Genomic DNA, 18898 nt, shown 5'->3' with positions numbered 1-18898 from the left:
GTTACCGCCTTGTTTGCTAGTTTTTGTTTTTGCTCCAATATTCAAAATCTTCTGGAAATTCTACATTTTTGTTTAGATAGTTATTCCAAAATTTGTTTATACCTCTGGCAATAGGCTCAAAACTCTCAGCCGACAAAAAATCGCTTTTTGCATTATTACAAATATAACAAGCCAAACGACAATTCTCTTTTGAATATTTATTTTCACTTTCTGGCGCTGTTATCACTCGTTCAATTTCTAAAAATTTTCCTCTTGGTCTTGCTTCTTCATATTGTGTGTTTTTACTATGAAAATATTTTTTTAGGTCTGCTTCTTTAACGCCGCAGTAGCAGCATTTTTTCTCTTGATTGTTATACCAATTTAAAAATTCATCTCTTCCACCAAAACCTTCTATTCTATCCGCAGTAGCTAGGCTATTTATTCTTCTATCGTTGTTGGCATAATCAGTAAATGATTCAATATTTAAGTCAATCATATCTTTTTGTGTTACTTTTACAATATCCCCATTTTTACAAATTTCAAATTTATCATTAAAAAGCACCTCTATATCAGCATCAAAATTTTTTATCTCAAGCTCAAGCCTATAAAATTTATTATCATCAATGCATCCAATAATTACATTGACATTATTTTTAACTTTTTCCAATATTTCTTTTTTTAGTAAAAGCCTATATTTCTTGTCAGCTCTTTTTGAAATACTTTTTACAATCACCTTTTCATCGTCTTTTTCAGCATAAAACCAGTCATCAGAATTAGATACAAAATTCTCAAATCTCTTGTCTGTTAAAATATATGCTCTTGTTCTAAGCGTTAATTTCTCTATCATATTTTACTCTCCTATAAAATTTTCACTATTTTACCAAAAGAGAGCGGACACAAAAATGTCTGATCAGTTCATTACAATTATCCAAATTTCTTTAAAAGGATCAAAATGCAAGAGAAGATAGATAGGATCAAAAAGATCATCGCAGAGGCCGATGCGGTCATCATCACAGCAGGTGCTGGCATGGGTGTGGATAGTGGATTGCCTGATTTTAGGGGAGATGTGGGGTTTTGGAGGGCGTATCCACTTTTAAGGGATAAAAATTTAAGCTTTGAAGATATGGCAAATCCGCAGTGGTTTTTAGATGATCCAAAGCTAGCATGGGCATTTTATGGTCACAGGCTAAATTTATACAAAAATACAGAGCCTCACGAGGGCTTTAGGCTGCTTTTAGATCTTGTAAAAAGTAAAAACGAAAACTACTTCGTCTATACTTCAAATGTCGATGGACACTTTGCCAAGGCTGGCTTTAACGAAGAGAAAATTTACGAGTGCCATGGCTCGATCCACTACTCTCAGTGCATCCACAAGCGTGATGGCGCTATATGGCAAACTTGTAGCGATATAAGAGTAGATGAAGAGAAATTTATCGCTTTAGATATGCCAGTTTGCCCAGAGTGTGGCTGCGTGAGCCGCCCAAATATCGTTATGTTTTACGACTGGATGGTAAATACAAGGCGCATAAACGAGCAATATAAAAGATATGAAGCATGGCTAGAGCAAAACAAAGATAGCCGCTTTGTGATCATAGAGCTAGGCGCTGGGCTTGCGGTGCCAACAATTAGAAATTTTGGTGAGAAATTTGTCAAACGATCCAAAAAAGCAACGCTTATCCGCATAAACCCACGAGATAACTATATCTCAGAGTATATCGGCATAAGTCTAAAATGTGGCGCGCTAGATGGTCTTAGGCAGATATTATGCTAGAAAAGACATCTTCTAGTCCTAATTTGGATATAATCCCCAAACTAGGAGGCCAAATGAAACCCATCATAACCAAACAAGAAAACAGCAAATTTGAACGCATAAATTTTATAGCCCTAAAGCTAAGAGAGAGACCGCACACGATAAAAGAGCTAACAGCCATGCTTGGGGTGACCTCAAAGACCATCCAGCGCGACCTTTACGACACGTTAAAAGAGTATGGCGCCGTCAAAAAGGGGCACTACTGGAGCCTAAACGACGAGGATGCGAGCGACGGGCTAGACGGCGATGATAGAGTGGTGCTAAATATCCTTGATAACGTGGCAAAAAACATGGGCTCAAATTTTTACAGCAAGGCTCACGTGCTTTTAGAGCAAATTTCTCAGCAGCTAAATCACCCGATACTTACAAACATAAACAACGAAAAGCTAAGCGAGTATGACCTCGTAAATTTTCAAACGCTTGAGGATGCCATAAGAGAAAAAGCGGAGATAACATGCACGTATAACGGCTTTGAGTTTCTTGTAAAGCCTCTAAAGCTAGCACTTTTTGAGGGATTTTGGTATCTGCTCTTGCTTGATAGCAAAAAAGGCAATAAATTTAAGAAATTTCACCTAAAAAGCATAAAAGATATAAAGCATAGCGGGGAGAAATTTGAACTAAGTAGCGAGCTAGATGAGCGTGTAAAGGCGATGAACTCGGCATGGGCAAACTTAGAAGCACCAAAAACAGCAAGGCTACTGCTGGCACCAGAAGTGGCAAAATACTTTGAGCGAAAACCACACGCAAAGCAGCGCATAACTGGTCAAGATAGCGACGGCTCAGTCGAGATAGAGATAGAATTTACGCACATAATGGAGATAAAACCGCTCATATACTACTACCTGCCATTTATCAAGGTGCTTGAGCCAAAAGAGCTAGCCGACGAGGTCAAAAAGGACGTTAGCGAGTATCTAAAAGAGATAAATTTCTAACCAAAGAGGCGCTATGAGCAGCAACGATAAAGATACGCTAGAGCTTATCAGATACTATAAAAAGAGCTGGTCGCTACTGCAAAAATTTGATGATGGCTCACTTGGACCTTGCAAAAGCGAAGTGGGCGAAAATTTTATCCTTGGATATGACGAGGCGCTAACGGCAGTGGATGAGCTAAAAATAGAGCTTATAAAAAAGGGCGAGGCGTCAAATATCTTTGGCGTTCAAAAGGCAGATGAATTTGAAGGGATAGTAAAAAATATCTACCAGACATTTGGCGGACGTGATCTTTTATCAAGCCCACAAGAAAAAGCGGCAAATTTGATCTACTACATCATCAAAGACCACCCATTTAGCGACGGCAACAAGCGCATCGGATCATTTATATTTGTCCTGTTTTTATCAAAATGCAAGCTACTTTTTAAAAGTAATAGCGAGCGCAGGATGAGCGACAACGCCCTTGTTGCACTTGCATTATTTGTAGCTCAAAGCGAGCCAAAACAAAAAGATATGGTTGTAAATTTGATCACAAATTTACTTGGGGGATAAAGGCTGATAGATACAAATGAGTGGCTTAAAACTTTTTCACGCTAGCGATCTGCACTTTAATGCTGGCTATTTTGACTATATTTTAGCCCTTCAAGACAAATTTGACATTTTTTGTTTTAGCGGTGATTTTTTATGCAAAGAGAGCGCACAAGAAAAAGAGCAAACTGCTTTGTGGCTAAAAAGCCTTAAAAAACCGGTGTTTGTATGTTCTGGCAACCACGATATGCCGCCATCTTGGCTAAATTCTATAAAAGGCATATACTCTGATGGCACCATAAAAACTATAAACGGCGTTAAATTTGGCTGCGTGCCTTACTTGTGTGATGATCTGCTTAAATTTGCGGAGTGCGATATCTTGCTGTCTCACGTTCCCCCAGCAAAGACAAATACGAGCATCAGCAAAAAGGGCAAGGATCACGGAGATATAGAGCTTGCAAGGCTTATTAAAAATAATCTTTTAAATGCAAAGATCATCCTTTGTGGGCATATACATGAGCCAAAATCTCGCACGGACGTTTTAAACGGAGTTAAAATTTATAACTCAGCAAGTAATGGCGCAAAAGAGCCATTTTATCAAGCGATAGAGCTATAGCTCTCTATCATTTTAGCCACCTCTTGATGCTCGTATGGCGTCATTTTTGTATCTAAAATTTGCAAGCATATCTCTTTTATAAATTCGCTCTCACAGCCAAAGTCGTTTTTTAGATTTTGCAGTATAAATTTAGCCTCAGTAACGACATCATTAGGGTTGCTTAATGCCTTGACAGCTTGCCTGTAGAAATCTTTTGACATCTCAGTGTTGCTATATTTCGTAAAATTAGCATTATTTACGTAATCATAGCTTGATTTAGCCTGCGCCAAAAAAGAAAATTCATCATACTCTTGCCAAAGTTCTTGCTCGGTCATGTTTTACTCCTATCCCTTTATTGTAAATAAAAAAATGGACAAAATTTGTCTATAAAGTATCCTTATAAGAGCTTTTGGCATAGTTTAGAAATGGATAAAGTTAAGATCGGTCATCCAACCACTAACTCTTTACATTAGCATTAGCAATTGAGACGACCATCTATCCAAACATAACTGTTTGACCTATACTATAGCTAACTTAATGACTTCATCAGCCAATGGCTCTAGCTCGTCTTTCATTTTTATTAGTTCATTAACCAGCTCCGACTCGCTATATTTGTTTACGACTATTTCTCTTAAAAATTGATCTTTTTTTAGCCATTTCCATCTGGCAAATCTCGCACCTATATTCCATTCGCTAGAAATTTTAACTTGTATACTATCAACGTATGCCTTATTTATTTTATCTATATCATAAGCAAGTCCAATGTATGGATTTAGAAAGTTTCTATTATCAAATTCTAGAGTAAAAGTTAGTATATGCTCATTGCCCCAACTATATTTATAAAAACTTATAGGTTCAAAATACCTTCTAGTATCAGCCTCTTCTATTTCTACGCACCATTCTTGTGATAATCTTTTTTCAAGTTCGGTCTTTACGTTTGACATAAATTCATTAAGCCTATTTGCATTGGCTATATCAAAGTATTTATTTCTTATTTCATCGACTATATCATAGTTCTCTAGTATTATCTTACTTATTTCCTCAGTATCCATCTCTACTCCTTTATAGGTTCCATAAATTTTTTCAATTACGTTTTTGTATTGCGATATCACGGCGGCTAAATTTGCCAAATTCCCAGCCTCATCAAGACACGAGCCAAGCCACTTCATTATTTCTTCCTTATATGAAATCGCCTTGAATTTAGCTACTTCATTGCCGTATTCATCCAATATTTTACTATTGCTGATTTTTAGTCCATCCAAGCTATAGTCGCTAGGCTCACGCCCTTGCGGCGATAAAAATAGCACATAAATTTCAGCCTCGCCGTCGTTTTCTTTTTGGACGGTTTTTATATATCTTTTTATCTGAGCCTCTTGATCGCCGGCATTTATTTTATTTTCTAAGATAATATGCTTCGTGCCGTCGGTTATATAGATATCTATATTTTCGTACTCTTTATAGACTTTTGCGGTTTGTAAATTTAGTCCAAAATCATCTAGTCCGCACGCTTTTATAAAAAGCTCTAGAAATAGCTCTTTTTGGTAGTGTGGAGAACTTGTATCTAAAAGCGAATATATAAATCGAGAATGTAACCGAACCTCATCGTTTATATCTAGAAGTGCTAAAAATAAGTTATAGTCGTTATTGCCACGCAACTTTTTAGCTTCTAACTTGTCGCTTAGAAATTTGATTTGTTTTAACATAGATTCAAGTTTTTCTATATTCATACTTTTCCCCTTTTATTTTTAAAACATTATATCTAATAAACTGGACATTTTTTGTCTTAGTGCACGATTTCTCTTAGTTTTTCTAAAACCTTAACCATCGCTAACGTGTCTAGTTTGCAGTATGCCAAAAGTGCCTTTTTATAGGCCTCTCGCTCATCAGCTGGCATATACGCCATAGCCTCATAGGCCTGCATCGCTTCGCCGCCATGGTGAATCAAATTTAGATCCTTATACGCTGACTCAAACTCGGGCACGAGCGCTGGCAAGACGTATTTTATAGAGTAGCTGCCCTGCATCTTTGGGTGGTAGTAGCTTTTGCTAGCAAATGGCGCCATCAGGTCTTTTATGTTGTCGTGTATTGCCATAAGCTCGTTTGAAATTTGCGGATAAATTTCAGCAAGACGTCTTATCACCCTTTTTTCAAAGCTCATATTATAGGCTAGTACGCAGGCATGTTGTGGGATAAATTTGATCAAATTTAGCGCTAGCTCATATCTAGGATCGGCCCCGACCTCAGCCAAGAACTCAAAATGCTCTAAATTTCCCTTGCCATCATCTTTATGGATAGAAAACTGAAAAGGTATCTGCTCGTACGGACTAAGCCCCACAAACTCAGGTACGGCCTGCTGAAAGGTCTCAAAGTCAAGATGGTAGAGCGGATAGCTAAGCGTGTTTATGAATTCTTTAATAGCCTCTTTGTCTATGATCTGCTCCCCAGAGAGCTCAGAGCGGATTTGTATCTGCTGAGAGGCGTTAAATTTATCCAGCCCTTTGATATCTTCAAATTTAACTACGCCGTTTTTATAAAGCTCAAATTTCTTATCGCTTCTTAACCTAGATATGTTAAAGACGCTATACTCTGGTATGCCTCGCTGCTTGCGCCAGCAGTACTCCCAAGCGTCGCAATTATAATGGTCTGAGCAGCGAGGGCCGATATCAATATCTGGCTCAACGTCTTTGCTAAGAATTTCATCAAATTTACTTAAAACTTGAGGGATGTCTGCTTGTTTTTTCCTTACTTGCTCAGTCACGTCTTCGGTGTGAAAAAACTTATCAAGCTCGAGTTTCTCGCCTCTTACGTAGCTATTATCTATGTGGATGATATTTACGGCGCTCACCTTGTAGCCAAGCGAGCTAATGACGTAGTACTGAATACTTGCATCATCGATATAGACGTCTTTTACCGAGGTTGAGCTCTTTACTTCGTTGATGATAAGCTCGTCCTCGCAGATACGAAGGACATCGACCATCACGAGGATGCCGTCAAAGCAAAAAGTAGCCTCGTAGATCACCTTTATGCCGCGCCCCATAAGCTCCTTGGTCTTTGCCATCTGCGAGCCAAAGTCGCCAGTGTATTCTATCCTCTCGCCACCACTAAATAGCTCACAGGCTAGCTCGCCTACTGATGTACCAGTGTCAAATATCGCCTGTGCGCCATCATCTGGAGCTTGCAAAACCTCAGGTTTTTTCTTTTTTAACCACAAGCTCTTTTCACACTGAAGACCGCGAATGTAGAGGGATTTAGATAGTGCCATTGTCTATGCCTTAAAAATTTGTTTTATTTTTATATATCGTCAAAAAGATCTTTATTTTAACGTCCTTTTGTGAGATCATAGCAGCATAATAGGAATAAAATTTGTCCATTTTTTACTTTAAAATTCATCCCAAAAAGGAGTGGCGATGAAAAAGATCAGACAGATAAAAGAGCTATTTGAAGCTGGCAAAGAGAAGCAAGCAAAGGATATGTTAGGTCACTTGCTAAATGATGCACCAAATCAATGTTTCGTCTGTGCAAGATGGATATACCGCACGATGTGTGGCAGGCCTGAAAACGGCATAGCTGGTGCAGCTGCTATATTTAAGCTCATGCAAAAGAACAAAAGCGCCGAGATATTTGGGCGAGTATATGAACTAGAGGATGATCTTTTTTACACATAAGCTTTCATAAATGGGCTCGAGAAGTTTTCAAAAAACTCATAAAAACCGCCACAACAAAAGAAGAATTTTTCGTTGTGGCCAATGATGTAGAAAGATATATCAAAAGCGAGATAAAACCACTCTCATACTACAAAGAGATCGCGGACAAAATTTCAAAAAGCGAAGTAGTGAAGATAATCCCACTAAAAAGCAAATGCTACTTCGTAAAACTCGAGCACAAGCTATTTAACTACGCCATAAGAGCTTCTATGAGAAGCTGGCAAACTTACATCATCTGCAAAAATGCAAAGATAAAATTTGAGTGGTTTTTAAGACCTGATGCCGAGTTTGACACTTATAATGGCTGTAGTGTAGAAGAAAATATATGTTTGCATAAAATATCAAGCGAATTTGGCCTTTGGGATAACGAAATTTACTTTGAAACAGATACGCTAATATGCATAAAAATAGCAGAAATTTTTTATGAAAATGGAGTTATCGACAAGGCAAAGATAATGCTACTTCAGGCTTTAGGAGTGGCTTATTATAAAGGTGTATTTATAAAAAATGTCATAGCTGTTTTAAAAAGCACGGCACTAAAATTTAGCAGCGATGGAAAATTTATAAGAGAGATCTTAAAACGCGCGATAAGCTTTAGGTATGAGCATATTGAGCGAAAAGAGATAAGGCTAACACTAAAAGAGCTTGAGTGTTATGACTACTGGGCAGAAAGCATAGACTATGAAAAAGAGTATAGCGATTTTAATTCGCTTGATTATTGGCTAGCAAGAGAGGATTATTATACTTGGATTTAAAAAGAAATTTTGGTTAGAGGCAAATATTAGATTTTAAAGTTTAAATTTAACCAACAAGTATGCAGTAAGTACTTTAAATAACTATAGAATTAATAGTTGACTTTATTTGCAATAAATTCATTGATATTGTTTGGATATTTTTGTATTCCATAAACAATAATGTTAAAATAACGACTATGCTATATTCACATTCATATACAGTTTTTGGAGTAAATTTATGCAAGTTTTTGACAACATCAATAATATTGTTGGAGACGATTTAAAGGTCACCATTGAAAAAGGCAGCAAGATATCTATTGTCGCATCTTGCTTTTCTATATACGCCTATCAAGAACTAAAAAAACAGTTGGACTCGGCAGGTGAATGTCGTTTTATTTTTACTTCGCCTACATTTGTAACTGAAAAAACAGAAAAACAAAAGCGTGAATTTTATATTCCAAGGTTAAACCGAGAAAATAGCCTTTACGGTACGGAATTTGAGTTAAAGCTACGCAACGAAATGACGCAAAAATCAATTGCTAAAGAGTGCGCCGAGTGGATTAGAAAAAAAGCAAAATTTAAATCCAATACTACAGATGCGGGTATGAGCTCAGGATTTGCTACCATAATAAATAAAACAAATAAAACCGTCTATATTCCCATCAATGGATTTACAACAATAGATATTGGGTATAAACGCGGAAATAATATATACAACACCGTAAATCGATTTGATGAAGCCGCCTTGACAGATCATTATATTGCACTTTTTGAATCACTGTGGAACAACAAAGAAACACTGCAAGATGTTACTGATGTCGTGATTGAAAATATCACTGCCGCATATAAGGAAAATTCTCCGGAATTTATCTACTTTATGACTTTGTATCATATTTTTAGCGAGTTTCTTAATGATATTTCCGAAGATGAACTTCCAAATGAGGCTACGGGCTTCAAACAAAGTAAAATTTGGAACATGCTATATGATTTTCAAAAAGATGCAGTCCTTGCCATTATCTCTAAGCTAGAACGATATAACGGATGTATCCTTGCCGATAGCGTAGGACTTGGCAAAACCTTTACCGCATTGGCTGTCGTTAAGTACTATGAAAATAGAAACAAAAGCGTTCTCGTGCTATGTCCAAAGAAATTAGCAGAAAACTGGAACACATATAAAGATAACTATATAAACAACCCAATTGCCGCAGATAGGTTAAATTACGATGTCTTATTTCACACCGACCTATCAAGATCACAAGGCTTTTCTAACGGCTTAGATCTAGATCGCCTAAACTGGGGGAATTATGATCTAGTAGTGATTGACGAATCCCACAACTTCCGCAACGGCACCGGCACTCACTCTAATACAAAAGAAAATAGGTATATAAAATTAATGGATAAGATCATAAAAGCCGGCGTTAAGACAAAGGTTTTAATGCTATCTGCAACTCCTGTAAATAATCGCTTTATTGATTTAAAAAATCAGCTAGCCATCGCTTACGAGGGCGATTCTGAATACATAAACAAAAAACTAGATACCGATAAAACAATAGAGGAAATTTTCAAGCAAGCTCAAAGAGCGTTTAGCGCTTGGAGTAAGCTTGATCCTGAGCAAAGGACTACGGATCAATTATTACGAAATTTGGATTTTGATTTTTTTGAGCTTCTTGATAGCGTGACTATTGCTCGCTCTAGAAAACATATTGAAAAATATTATGACACGGCAGAAGTCGGTAAATTCCCGGAGAGAAATAAGCCTATTTCGCTTAGGCCGCAGCTTACGGATATAAGCACGGCCATAAACTATAATCAAATTTATGAGCACTTGATGATGCTATCGCTATGTATATACACGCCTTCAAATTACATTTTCCCAAGTAGAGTGCAAAAATATATCGACTTAACGCACAATAAAGGCGATGAGCTAACCCAAGTAGGCCGCGAGCAGGGTATTAGAAAGCTTATGAGTATTAATCTACTAAAACGCCTAGAAAGCTCCATAAATTCTTTCAGACTAACCTTGCAAAGAATAAAATCTTATATAGATACTACGATTAATGCGATAGAAATGTTTGAAGTAAATGGCATCGCAGATATAGATGCGTGGGAGACTTCAGATTATGAATTTGATGTAGATGATAGTAATACCGAGTTTTTCACTGTGGGCAAAAAGGTCAAAATCAATCTTGCCGATATGGACTATAAGACATGGAAGACCGAACTTACTAAAGATGCGGAGATACTAGGGCTTCTTGATGATATGATAAGCGATATTACCCCTGAGCATGATGGCAAGCTACAAGAGCTATTTAGGCTTATGTCTGCAAAAATTGAAAATCCGATCAATCGTGAAAACAAAAAGATCCTAATCTTTTCAGCATTTTCCGATACGGCGGAGTATTTGTACGATAATGTCGGTAGCTTTATCAAAGAAAAATACGGTCTTGATACGGCGGTCATTACCGGGTCTATCGACGGTAAAACGACCATTAAGGGATTTAAGGCCACGTTAAATAACGTATTGACATGCTTTTCGCCTTTATCTAAAGGCAAAGACCTTATAATGCCTAACGATAAAACGCAAATAGATATACTAATTGCCACAGATTGTATATCTGAGGGCCAAAATTTGCAAGATTGCGACTATCTCGTCAACTATGATATTCATTGGAATCCAGTCCGTATTATTCAAAGATTTGGTCGCATAGACCGCATAGGAAGTAAAAACGAAGTTATTCAGCTGGTAAATTTCTGGCCGGATATGGATTTGGATGAGTATATAAATTTAAAAGCACGTGTTGAGACTAGAATGAAAATTTCCATCATGACCTCTACGGGCGATGATGATTTGATAAATCCAGAAGAAAACGGCGATCTTGAATACCGCAAGCAACAGCTAAAAAAGCTTCAAGAAGAGGTGGTGGATATCGAGGATATGGCCACAGGCATTTCGATCATGGACTTAGGCCTTAATGAATTTAGGCTTGATCTACTAGAATACGTAAAAAATAACGGCGATATGGACAATAAGCCAAAAGGACTACACGCCGTTGTTCCAGCTACAAATGAGCTACCAGAAGGCGTTATTTTTATACTTAAAAATGTAAATAACAGCGTAAATATCGACAACAGAAATAGAATTCACCCTTTTTATATGGTATATATAGGAACCGATGGCGATATTGTCTGCGATTATCTTGAGCCAAAAAGCATATTAGATAGCTTAAGGCTTCTTTGCAGAGGAAAAAAAGAGCCTATTTCTCACCTGTGTCAGAAATTTAATCACGAAACCAACGACGGTAAAGATATGAGTAAAATGTCAAAGCTATTAAGCGAAGCAATTAGCTCCATTATCGACAAAAAAGAAGAAAGCGATATAGATAGTTTGTTCTCAGCCGGCGGCACTTCTGCTTTGATGTCTGCTATATCAGGGTTAGATGATTTTGAGCTGATCTGCTTTTTGGTTATAAAATAACGGAGCTATCTATGGCTATAGAGTTACCAAAAAGCACGGAATTTAACAAAAAAATAAAAATCCCAAAACAGAAATTTTATGAAAATTTAGAGATATCGCCTGCTTTAAAGAAAATATTTATAGAGCAAGTAGATAAAATTCTTTGGAGCAATAAAATCGCGTCCTCTACTACCAACCTTGCAGATGGCAGTCTCGTAAAAGAGATCCAAGTCTTTGAGATATTTTTAAAGAGCCCAAACCTAGATGATGAGCTATTGCGCCATATAGATAGAGCGGTGCCGTATCATATAGTTTTTATCTTAGAGTATCAGGGCAGATACAAGGCTTGTATTAGCTATAAAGAGGCTGCTACATCTGGAAACAGGGCTTTTAAAGTAAATTCATACTACTATACCGATTGGCTAGATAAGCAAAATTTGCCTTTGAAACTAGATGGGTTAAACCTTGATGCAGCCTATGAAAATTTCGTTCGCCAAATAGCCGGCGAAACATTGCAAAAAATGGTTTCAGATGAAAGTCTTAAAGACTCCGTAGCTAGGTCTGAGCAAAAGGAGCTGCTACAAAGACAAATTTTAGCACTAGAGTCCAAAATACGCAAAGAAAAACAGCTAAATCGGCAGATAGAAATCAATTTGGAATTAAAAAAATTAAGGAAGGAGTTTAAGAATATTTCATGAAGATAAAACAGATAGAGTTGAGGAATTTTAAACGTTTTACTCATCTAATCGTTGAAAATATTCCAGAAACAGCCAAATTAGTGGTTTTGGTAGGGCCAAACGGCTCAGGAAAAACATCTTTTATGGAAGCTTTGAACCATTACTATCAATATATAGGATATAGAAATATCGGTGATTATCATTACTTAAGAAAAACAGGAAATTTTAATAAGGCTATTGATAGTAATTGGTATACAGAGACATCAAAACTTGTTAAGATTGACTTTTATGATAAAAACTTCGATAATCAAGAAAAAATAAAGGGGCACTTTTATTTCAGAAGTGCGTATAGAAACGAACCTGATTTTAAGATTGATTCTATGCATAGGCAGCAAAATCCAACTGAATCTGCACGCTTAGATTCTCTTATTCAAAACGATCAAACTGTTTCCGCCAATTATCAGAGGCTTATTGCATATACAATTTCGGGTATATTTAATAGCAAGAATAATGCCAAGTCCGTTGCTTCTTTGCGTGAGGAATTAACCGGAAAAGTAGGAGCGGCGATAGAGCGTATTTTTGAAGATTTAAAGTTTTCATCTCTTGGGGAGCCACTTAATAACGGAAACTTTTATTTTACAAAGGGAGCCACCGAAAATTTCAGTTATCGCAACCTCTCTGCAGGAGAAAAATCTGCCTTTGATTTAATACTAGACATGGTTGTGCAGTCAAATTATTACCCAGATGCTGTTTATTGCATTGATGAACCGGAAACCCATATGCACACTAAATTACAAGGAAAGGTATTGCGTGAGCTTTTTTCACTTATTCCAGGAAAGTCACAACTTTTGCTCGCAACGCATTCGATAGGAATGCTTCAAGAGGCACAGGAAATTGAAAAAGAGAATCCTGGTACAGTTATTTTCTTGGACTTTGGCGAAAGAGATTTTGACACAGAACAAGTTATTCGCCCTACAAAAATAGGTAAAGCAATAATGGATAAGTTTTACGAACTTGCCTTTGGGGATTTTGCAAAACTAATGTTGCCAAAAACAATTGTATTTTGCGAGGGTAATCCCAATGGCGAAAAACGCAAGGATTTTGACAAGACGATTTATTCCACTATTTTTGCCAATACTCACCCAGAAACATTATTTATTTCCGGCGGCTCATGTAATGATATAGAAAATATTGAAAAAAAGAGCGGGCAAATAATAGAAACGCTACTCAAAAACACCCAAGTTATTAAGATAGTTGACCGTGATGATCGTAGTCCACAAGAAGTAGCCAGTCTTATAGAGATGGGAATCAAGGTCTTGAAAATGCGCAATCTGGAATCATATATATTTGATGATGAAGTCATTAAGAAATTATGTGAGTCGGTTGAAAAACCTGAAAAGTATGAAGAATGTTTAAGTGAAAAAGCAAAAGCCATTAATGATTCTAAAAACAGAGGGAACGCGCCAGATGACTACAAGTCTGCTCGCGGAGATATCTATTCGGCATTAAAACGACATCTTTCGCTCACGCAGTGCGGAAATACTCCAGACACATTTATCCGTGATACTCTTAGTCCCCTAATTACTCAAGATATGGATGTGTATAAACGTTTAGAAGAAGAAATATTTGGATATAAAAATAACGGAGGAATTAATAATGGATAAAATGAGAATGGAGACCGCAGATATTACCGCTCAAAATATTGAGAAGATTGGGGCTTTGTTTCCTAATTGCATCACAGAAATGCTAGATGAAGAAAAAAGTACAGCGGAAAACAAGGTCTATAAAAAAGCTATAAATTTCGAGCTACTAAAGCAGATGTTATCAAAAGAGGTCATAGACGGCAACGAAGCTTACGAATTTACATGGGTTGGCAAAAAGGCGTCTATCATTGAAGCAAACAAGCCAATACGAAAGACGCTTAGACCTTGCAAAGATGAGAGCGTAAATTGGGATAAAACGGAAAATTTATACATAGAAGGCGACAATCTTGAGGTTTTAAAACTTTTGCAAGAGAGCTATCTAGGCAAGGTAAAGATGATCTATATCGATCCGCCTTACAACACAGGAAATGACTTTATTTACAACGATGATTTTAAGATGAGTAGCGACGAATACGCAAGCGAATCAGGCGAGATCGATGAGGCTGGCAACCGCATGTTTAAAAACACAGATAGCAACGGCCGTTTTCACTCTGATTGGTGCTCTATGATCTATCCAAGACTACTGCTTGCAAGAAATTTGCTTAGCGATGATGGAGTGATTTTTATCAGTATCGATGATAACGAACAGGCAAATTTAAAGAAAATTTGCGATGAAGTGTTTGGGATACAAAATTTCGTTTCAGAATTTGTTTGGAAATCCAAATTAGGAAAAGTTGGAACCACCTCTACAGTTTCAATCACACATGAATATATTTTATGTTATTCAAAATTATCTTCTTTAATTTCGTTTAAAATGATAGAAAAACACTCTGATGCTAGAAAAGAAAATTTAAGACAATGGGGTCAAGCTGACAGAAAAGAAGATAGACCTTCAATGTATTATCCAATTGAAATTAATGGTATTGTAGTATTTCCAGTAAGAGAAGACGGTACGGATGGTAGATGGAGAGTGGGCAAAGAAAAAGCAGAAGAGTTATTGAGTAATGGAAATTTAGAACTAATTCATAAAAATGGACAATACAGTATTTACCGTAATTTTCCAAGTGGAATTTCTTTGACGCCATTTGAAACACTTTTGCTAGATGATATAGGCACAACAGCAAAAGGCTCATTGGCTTTAAAAAAATTAGAACTTCAAAATTTTTTTGATTATTCCAAACCCATTGAATTAATTACTTTTTTTACAAATTTAGTAGTTAATGGAGATGATATTATCCTAGACTTCTTTTCAGGCTCAGCTACAACCGCTCATGCTGTAATGCAACTAAATGCCGAAGATGGCGGAAATCGTAAATTTATCATGGTGCAACTTCCCGAAAAGACAGATGAAACAAGCGAAGCCTATAAAGCGGGCTATAAAAACATCTGCGAAATAGGCAAAGAGCGCATACGCCGTGCCGGTAAGAAAATTTTAGAAGAAAATAAAGATAAAGAGGGCATTGAAAATTTAGATATCGGCTTTAGAGTGCTTAAGCTAGACGATACAAATATGAGAGATGTTTACTATAGCCCAAGCGAATATAGCCAAGACCTACTTTCTACGCTTGAGTCAAACGTAAAACCTGATAGGAGCGATCTAGACCTGCTTTTTGGTTGTTTGCTAGAGTGGGGACTTCCGCTATCGCTTCCATACGCTTGCGAAAAGATCGAAGGCTGCACGGTGCATAATTATAACGATGGAGATTTAATCGCTTGCTTTGATGAAAATATCGCTGAGAGCGTGATAAAAGAGATCGCAAAGAAACGCCCGCTTCGCGCGGTATTTAGAGATAGTAGCTTTGCAAATAGTCCGTCAAAGATCAATGTAGCGGAGATATTTAAACTGCTTGCGCCTGATACTAGGGTAAAAGTCATATAAGGAGCAAGCGATATGAAACTGCAATTTAAGCATCAAAAATTTCAAGCAGATGCTGCCAAAGCCGTAGTGGGTGTATTTGCCGGGCAGCCATATCTAACGCCGACTTACATTATAGATAAGGGTGCGGGGAGTTACCAACAAACGCTAGAATTTGAGGACTTTACCGGCTGGAGCAATCAAAAAATTGTACCTGAACTAAATGACAAAATCATCTTAGAAAATATACAAAAACTACAAAGAGATAATCAAATAAAGCCTTCAGCCAAACTAGAAGGTAGATACAATCTAACGATCGAGATGGAAACGGGAGTCGGCAAGACTTACACCTATATCAAGACGATGTTTGAGCTAAATAAGCACTACGGCTGGAGTAAATTCATCATCGTCGTGCCAAGTATCGCTATCCGTGAGGGAGTATATAAGTCGTTTTTGATGACGCAGGAGCATTTTGCTGAGGAATACGGTAAAAAGGTTCACTTTTTTATATATAATTCCGCCCAGCTTAGACATATAAATGATTTTGCATCGGATAGCTCTATAAACGTTATGATCATAAATTCTCAAGCGTTTAACGCAAAAGGAAAAGACGCAAGACGAATTCACATGGAGCTTGATGAGTTTGGCTCTCGCAGGCCAATAGATATTATCGCAAAGACAAATCCTATTGTTATTATCGATGAGCCCCAATCCGTGGAAGGTAAACAAACAAAGGAAAATTTAAAGCAATTTAATCCACTAATGACACTTCGATACTCTGCAACGCATAAAAGCGATAGTATCTATAATATGATCTACCGCCTAGACGCGATGGAGGCATATAATAAACGTCTCGTTAAGAAAATAGCAGTCAAAGGCATCACAGAATCAGCTAGCACGGCTACGGAGGGCTATGTCTATCTTGAGAGTATCAATCTTTCAAAATCCGCACCGACCGCTACCATCCAGTTTGATTGCAAGGGCGCAAGCGGCATCCGCAAGATCACAAAAACGGTAACCGATGGATACAACTTATATGACAACTCCGGTCAGTTAGAGGAGTATAAACAGGGTTTTATTATCTCAAAAATCGATGGACGCGATGACTCAGTGGAATTTCTTAACGGCATTAAAATTTACGCCGGAGATGTTATCGGTAAAGTAAGCGAGGATCAGCTTCGCCGAATACAGATAAGAGAGACTATCATTTCACACATTCAAAGAGAGCGCGAGCTTTTTTATAAAGGCATCAAGGTGCTTTCGTTATTTTTTATCGATGAAGTAGCCAAATATAGGCAATATGATGCAGCTGGTGAGCCCACAAACGGTGCTTATGCTGGTATGTTTGAAGAAGAATACGAAGATATTATCAAAAATTTACAACATGACACAAACGAGAGTGATTATTTGAAGTATCTTGATCTAATTCCCGCTAAAAGTACGCATGCGGGATATTTTTCTATTGACAAAAAAGGAAATATGATTGATCCTAAAGTAGGTCGCAAAGAAACTACGACCGATGACGTCGATGCATACGATCTTATCATGAAAAATAAAGAGCTTTTGCTTGATAGAGATCCAAATAAGTCCCCTGTTAGATTTATATTTTCGCACTCTGCGCTTCGTGAAGGATGGGATAATCCAAATGTATTTCAAATTTGCACTTTAAAACAAAGTACTAGCGAAACAAGAAAACGTCAAGAGGTCGGTCGCGGGCTTAGACTTTGCGTAAATCAAAATGGCGAGCGTATGGATAGTAATGTGCTTGGAAGTGATGTTCACAACGTAAACATACTTACCGTTATCGCTAGCGAAAGCTATGATAGTTTTGCCAAAGGGCTTCAAAGCGAGCTTGCCCAGGCTATTTCGGATAGGCCGAAGGCGGTAACGCCTGAGCTATTTACCGGTAAAGTTATAGTTGACTCGAGCGGTAATAGCGACGTGATAACTAATGATACCGCTAGAGAAATATACGTTTGCTTACGCACGGAAGGCTATATAGACAAGCAAGGATCGCTAACTGATAAATATTATGCAGACAAGGTAAATGGCAATATAAAGCTTGCTGATGAAGTGGTTGACTTTGCTCAATCTGTCATTGCGATTATCGATTCTGTTTATGATAGCAAAGCGATGATGCCAGAAGATGCACGCAAAAACAACGTCGAGCTATCAGTAGATGAAGATAAACTTGCTATGCCTGAATTTAAGGAGCTGTGGAGCAAGATCAACTCAAAATCCGTATATGTAGTCAACTTTGATACGGATGAGCTTGTAAAAAAGGCAATTGAGTCTTTAGATAAGAATTTGCAAGTTTCAAAAATTTACTTTAGAGTCGAAACTGGAGCAATGGAGCAAATTCGCTCAAAAGATGAGTTGATATCTGGAGAGTCCTTTGTCAAAGAAGAATCTCTAAACTACAACCATGCAATAGCCCTAAATTCAAGCATTAAATATGATTTGATCGGAAAACTAGTAGACGAGACGGGGCTTACTAGAAAAGCTATTATTCAAATTCTTAGAGGGATAAAGCAGACTACGTTTGAACAATTTAAGTCAAATCCTGAGGAATTTATCATAAAAGCGGCTGCTCTTATAAATGATCAAAAGGCTACGGCAATTATAGAGCATATTACCTATAATGCGTTAGATGAAAAATACGATACTGCGGTTTTTACGGATCCTACGATAAAAGGTCAGCTTGACAAAAATACGATTAAAACAAAAAAACATCTTTACGATCATGTCGTATATGATTCGGCCAATGAAAAAGCTTTTGCAATGGAACTAGATACAAGTAATGACGTTGCCGTTTATGTTAAGCTTCCAAGTGGCTTTTATATAAGCACGCCTGTAGGAAAATACAATCCAGACTGGGCGATTGCATTTTATGAGGGAGATATTAAGCATATTTATTTTGTTGCGGAGACTAAAGGGTCTATGAACTCTATGCAGCTTCGCCAAGTCGAAGAGTCCAAAATTCACTGCG

Annotated in this window: 15 protein-coding genes; 11 read left to right on the top strand and 4 right to left on the bottom strand. The window is 37.4% G+C overall.

Annotation, left to right across the window (positions count from 1 at the left end):
- Positions 1–16 precede the first annotated feature (16 nt).
- A complete protein-coding gene (locus tag Q0546_RS04915; protein WP_298791053.1) occupies positions 17–826 on the bottom strand; it encodes a hypothetical protein in 810 nt (269 codons plus the stop codon).
- Positions 827–931: 105 nt separating this feature from the next.
- On the opposite strand from Q0546_RS04915, the gene Q0546_RS04910 reads away from it, so the two are divergent.
- From Q0546_RS04910 to Q0546_RS04895, 4 genes are read left to right on the top strand one after another with little or no spacing between them, the layout of a single operon-like run.
- Positions 932–1750, top strand: a complete 819-nt coding sequence (locus Q0546_RS04910) for a Sir2 family NAD-dependent protein deacetylase (RefSeq protein WP_298791051.1) — start codon at positions 932–934, stop codon at positions 1748–1750.
- A gap of 53 nt (positions 1751–1803) precedes the next feature.
- Complete coding sequence (locus tag Q0546_RS04905; RefSeq protein WP_298791048.1) at positions 1804–2721, top strand: WYL domain-containing protein; 918 nt, start codon at positions 1804–1806, stop codon at positions 2719–2721.
- Between the two features lie 13 nt (positions 2722–2734).
- The gene (locus tag Q0546_RS04900) at positions 2735–3271 is read left to right on the top strand and encodes a Fic family protein (RefSeq protein WP_298791046.1); all 537 of its coding nucleotides are present in this window, start codon (positions 2735–2737) and stop codon (positions 3269–3271) included.
- A 16-nt stretch (positions 3272–3287) separates the two neighbouring features.
- A complete protein-coding gene (locus Q0546_RS04895; RefSeq protein WP_298791044.1) occupies positions 3288–3863 on the top strand; it encodes a metallophosphoesterase family protein in 576 nt (191 codons plus the stop codon).
- Here Q0546_RS04895 and Q0546_RS04890 read toward each other — a convergent pair.
- From Q0546_RS04890 to Q0546_RS04880, 3 genes are all read right to left on the bottom strand, one after another.
- Complete coding sequence (locus Q0546_RS04890; RefSeq protein ID WP_298791042.1) at positions 3845–4177, bottom strand: hypothetical protein; 333 nt, start codon at positions 4175–4177, stop codon at positions 3845–3847. The genes Q0546_RS04895 and Q0546_RS04890 overlap by 19 nt on opposite strands.
- 183 nt (positions 4178–4360) lie before the next feature.
- The gene (locus Q0546_RS04885) at positions 4361–5569 is read right to left on the bottom strand and encodes a PD-(D/E)XK nuclease family protein (protein ID WP_298791041.1); all 1209 of its coding nucleotides are present in this window, start codon (positions 5567–5569) and stop codon (positions 4361–4363) included.
- A 56-nt stretch (positions 5570–5625) separates the two neighbouring features.
- A complete protein-coding gene (locus tag Q0546_RS04880; protein WP_298791039.1) occupies positions 5626–7104 on the bottom strand; it encodes a DUF2779 domain-containing protein in 1479 nt (492 codons plus the stop codon).
- A 145-nt stretch (positions 7105–7249) separates the two neighbouring features.
- On the opposite strand from Q0546_RS04880, the gene Q0546_RS04875 reads away from it, so the two are divergent.
- The 7 genes from Q0546_RS04875 to Q0546_RS04845 form a co-directional block, all read left to right on the top strand.
- The gene (locus Q0546_RS04875; protein ID WP_298791037.1) at positions 7250–7507 is read left to right on the top strand and encodes a hypothetical protein; all 258 of its coding nucleotides are present in this window, start codon (positions 7250–7252) and stop codon (positions 7505–7507) included.
- A gap of 74 nt (positions 7508–7581) precedes the next feature.
- Positions 7582–8301: a hypothetical protein gene (locus Q0546_RS04870; RefSeq protein WP_298791035.1), complete on the top strand. Its 720-nt coding sequence runs from the start codon at positions 7582–7584 to the stop codon at positions 8299–8301.
- 217 nt (positions 8302–8518) lie between these two features.
- Complete coding sequence (locus tag Q0546_RS04865) at positions 8519–11755, top strand: helicase-related protein (RefSeq protein WP_298791033.1); 3237 nt, start codon at positions 8519–8521, stop codon at positions 11753–11755.
- An 11-nt stretch (positions 11756–11766) separates the two neighbouring features.
- The gene (locus Q0546_RS04860; RefSeq protein WP_298791031.1) at positions 11767–12432 is read left to right on the top strand and encodes a DUF4391 domain-containing protein; all 666 of its coding nucleotides are present in this window, start codon (positions 11767–11769) and stop codon (positions 12430–12432) included.
- On the top strand, positions 12429–14075 hold the full coding sequence (locus Q0546_RS04855) for an ATP-binding protein (RefSeq protein WP_298791030.1): 1647 nt from the start codon (positions 12429–12431) through the stop codon (positions 14073–14075). The genes Q0546_RS04860 and Q0546_RS04855 overlap by 4 nt, the downstream gene beginning before the upstream one ends.
- The gene (locus Q0546_RS04850) at positions 14068–15933 is read left to right on the top strand and encodes a site-specific DNA-methyltransferase (protein ID WP_298791028.1); all 1866 of its coding nucleotides are present in this window, start codon (positions 14068–14070) and stop codon (positions 15931–15933) included. The genes Q0546_RS04855 and Q0546_RS04850 overlap by 8 nt, the downstream gene beginning before the upstream one ends.
- A gap of 12 nt (positions 15934–15945) precedes the next feature.
- Positions 15946–18898 (top strand): DEAD/DEAH box helicase family protein (locus Q0546_RS04845; RefSeq protein ID WP_298791026.1); only part of this gene is annotated, 2953 nt, incomplete at its 3' end.

The sequence above is a fragment of the uncultured Campylobacter sp. genome, from assembly GCF_937997465.1.
Classification (GTDB): Bacteria; Campylobacterota; Campylobacteria; order Campylobacterales; family Campylobacteraceae; genus Campylobacter_A.
The sequence above is the reverse complement of the archived record's forward strand: the minus strand, read 5'-3'. Positions and strand labels throughout refer to the sequence as shown.

What these genes read in the sequence shown, in the direction of transcription:
- Q0546_RS04915 (WP_298791053.1), bottom strand. Translation starts at nt 826, where the DNA reads ATGATAGAGAAATTAACGCTTAGAACAAGAGCATATATTTTAACAGAC.
- Q0546_RS04910 (WP_298791051.1), top strand. Translation starts at nt 932, where the DNA reads ATGCAAGAGAAGATAGATAGGATCAAAAAGATCATCGCAGAGGCCGAT.
- Q0546_RS04905 (WP_298791048.1), top strand. Translation starts at nt 1,804, where the DNA reads ATGAAACCCATCATAACCAAACAAGAAAACAGCAAATTTGAACGCATA.
- Q0546_RS04900 (WP_298791046.1), top strand. Translation starts at nt 2,735, where the DNA reads ATGAGCAGCAACGATAAAGATACGCTAGAGCTTATCAGATACTATAAA.
- Q0546_RS04895 (WP_298791044.1), top strand. Translation starts at nt 3,288, where the DNA reads ATGAGTGGCTTAAAACTTTTTCACGCTAGCGATCTGCACTTTAATGCT.
- Q0546_RS04890 (WP_298791042.1), bottom strand. Translation starts at nt 4,177, where the DNA reads ATGACCGAGCAAGAACTTTGGCAAGAGTATGATGAATTTTCTTTTTTG.
- Q0546_RS04885 (WP_298791041.1), bottom strand. Translation starts at nt 5,569, where the DNA reads ATGAATATAGAAAAACTTGAATCTATGTTAAAACAAATCAAATTTCTA.
- Q0546_RS04880 (WP_298791039.1), bottom strand. Translation starts at nt 7,104, where the DNA reads ATGGCACTATCTAAATCCCTCTACATTCGCGGTCTTCAGTGTGAAAAG.
- Q0546_RS04875 (WP_298791037.1), top strand. Translation starts at nt 7,250, where the DNA reads ATGAAAAAGATCAGACAGATAAAAGAGCTATTTGAAGCTGGCAAAGAG.
- Q0546_RS04865 (WP_298791033.1), top strand. Translation starts at nt 8,519, where the DNA reads ATGCAAGTTTTTGACAACATCAATAATATTGTTGGAGACGATTTAAAG.
- Q0546_RS04860 (WP_298791031.1), top strand. Translation starts at nt 11,767, where the DNA reads ATGGCTATAGAGTTACCAAAAAGCACGGAATTTAACAAAAAAATAAAA.
- Q0546_RS04855 (WP_298791030.1), top strand. Translation starts at nt 12,429, where the DNA reads ATGAAGATAAAACAGATAGAGTTGAGGAATTTTAAACGTTTTACTCAT.
- Q0546_RS04850 (WP_298791028.1), top strand. Translation starts at nt 14,068, where the DNA reads ATGGATAAAATGAGAATGGAGACCGCAGATATTACCGCTCAAAATATT.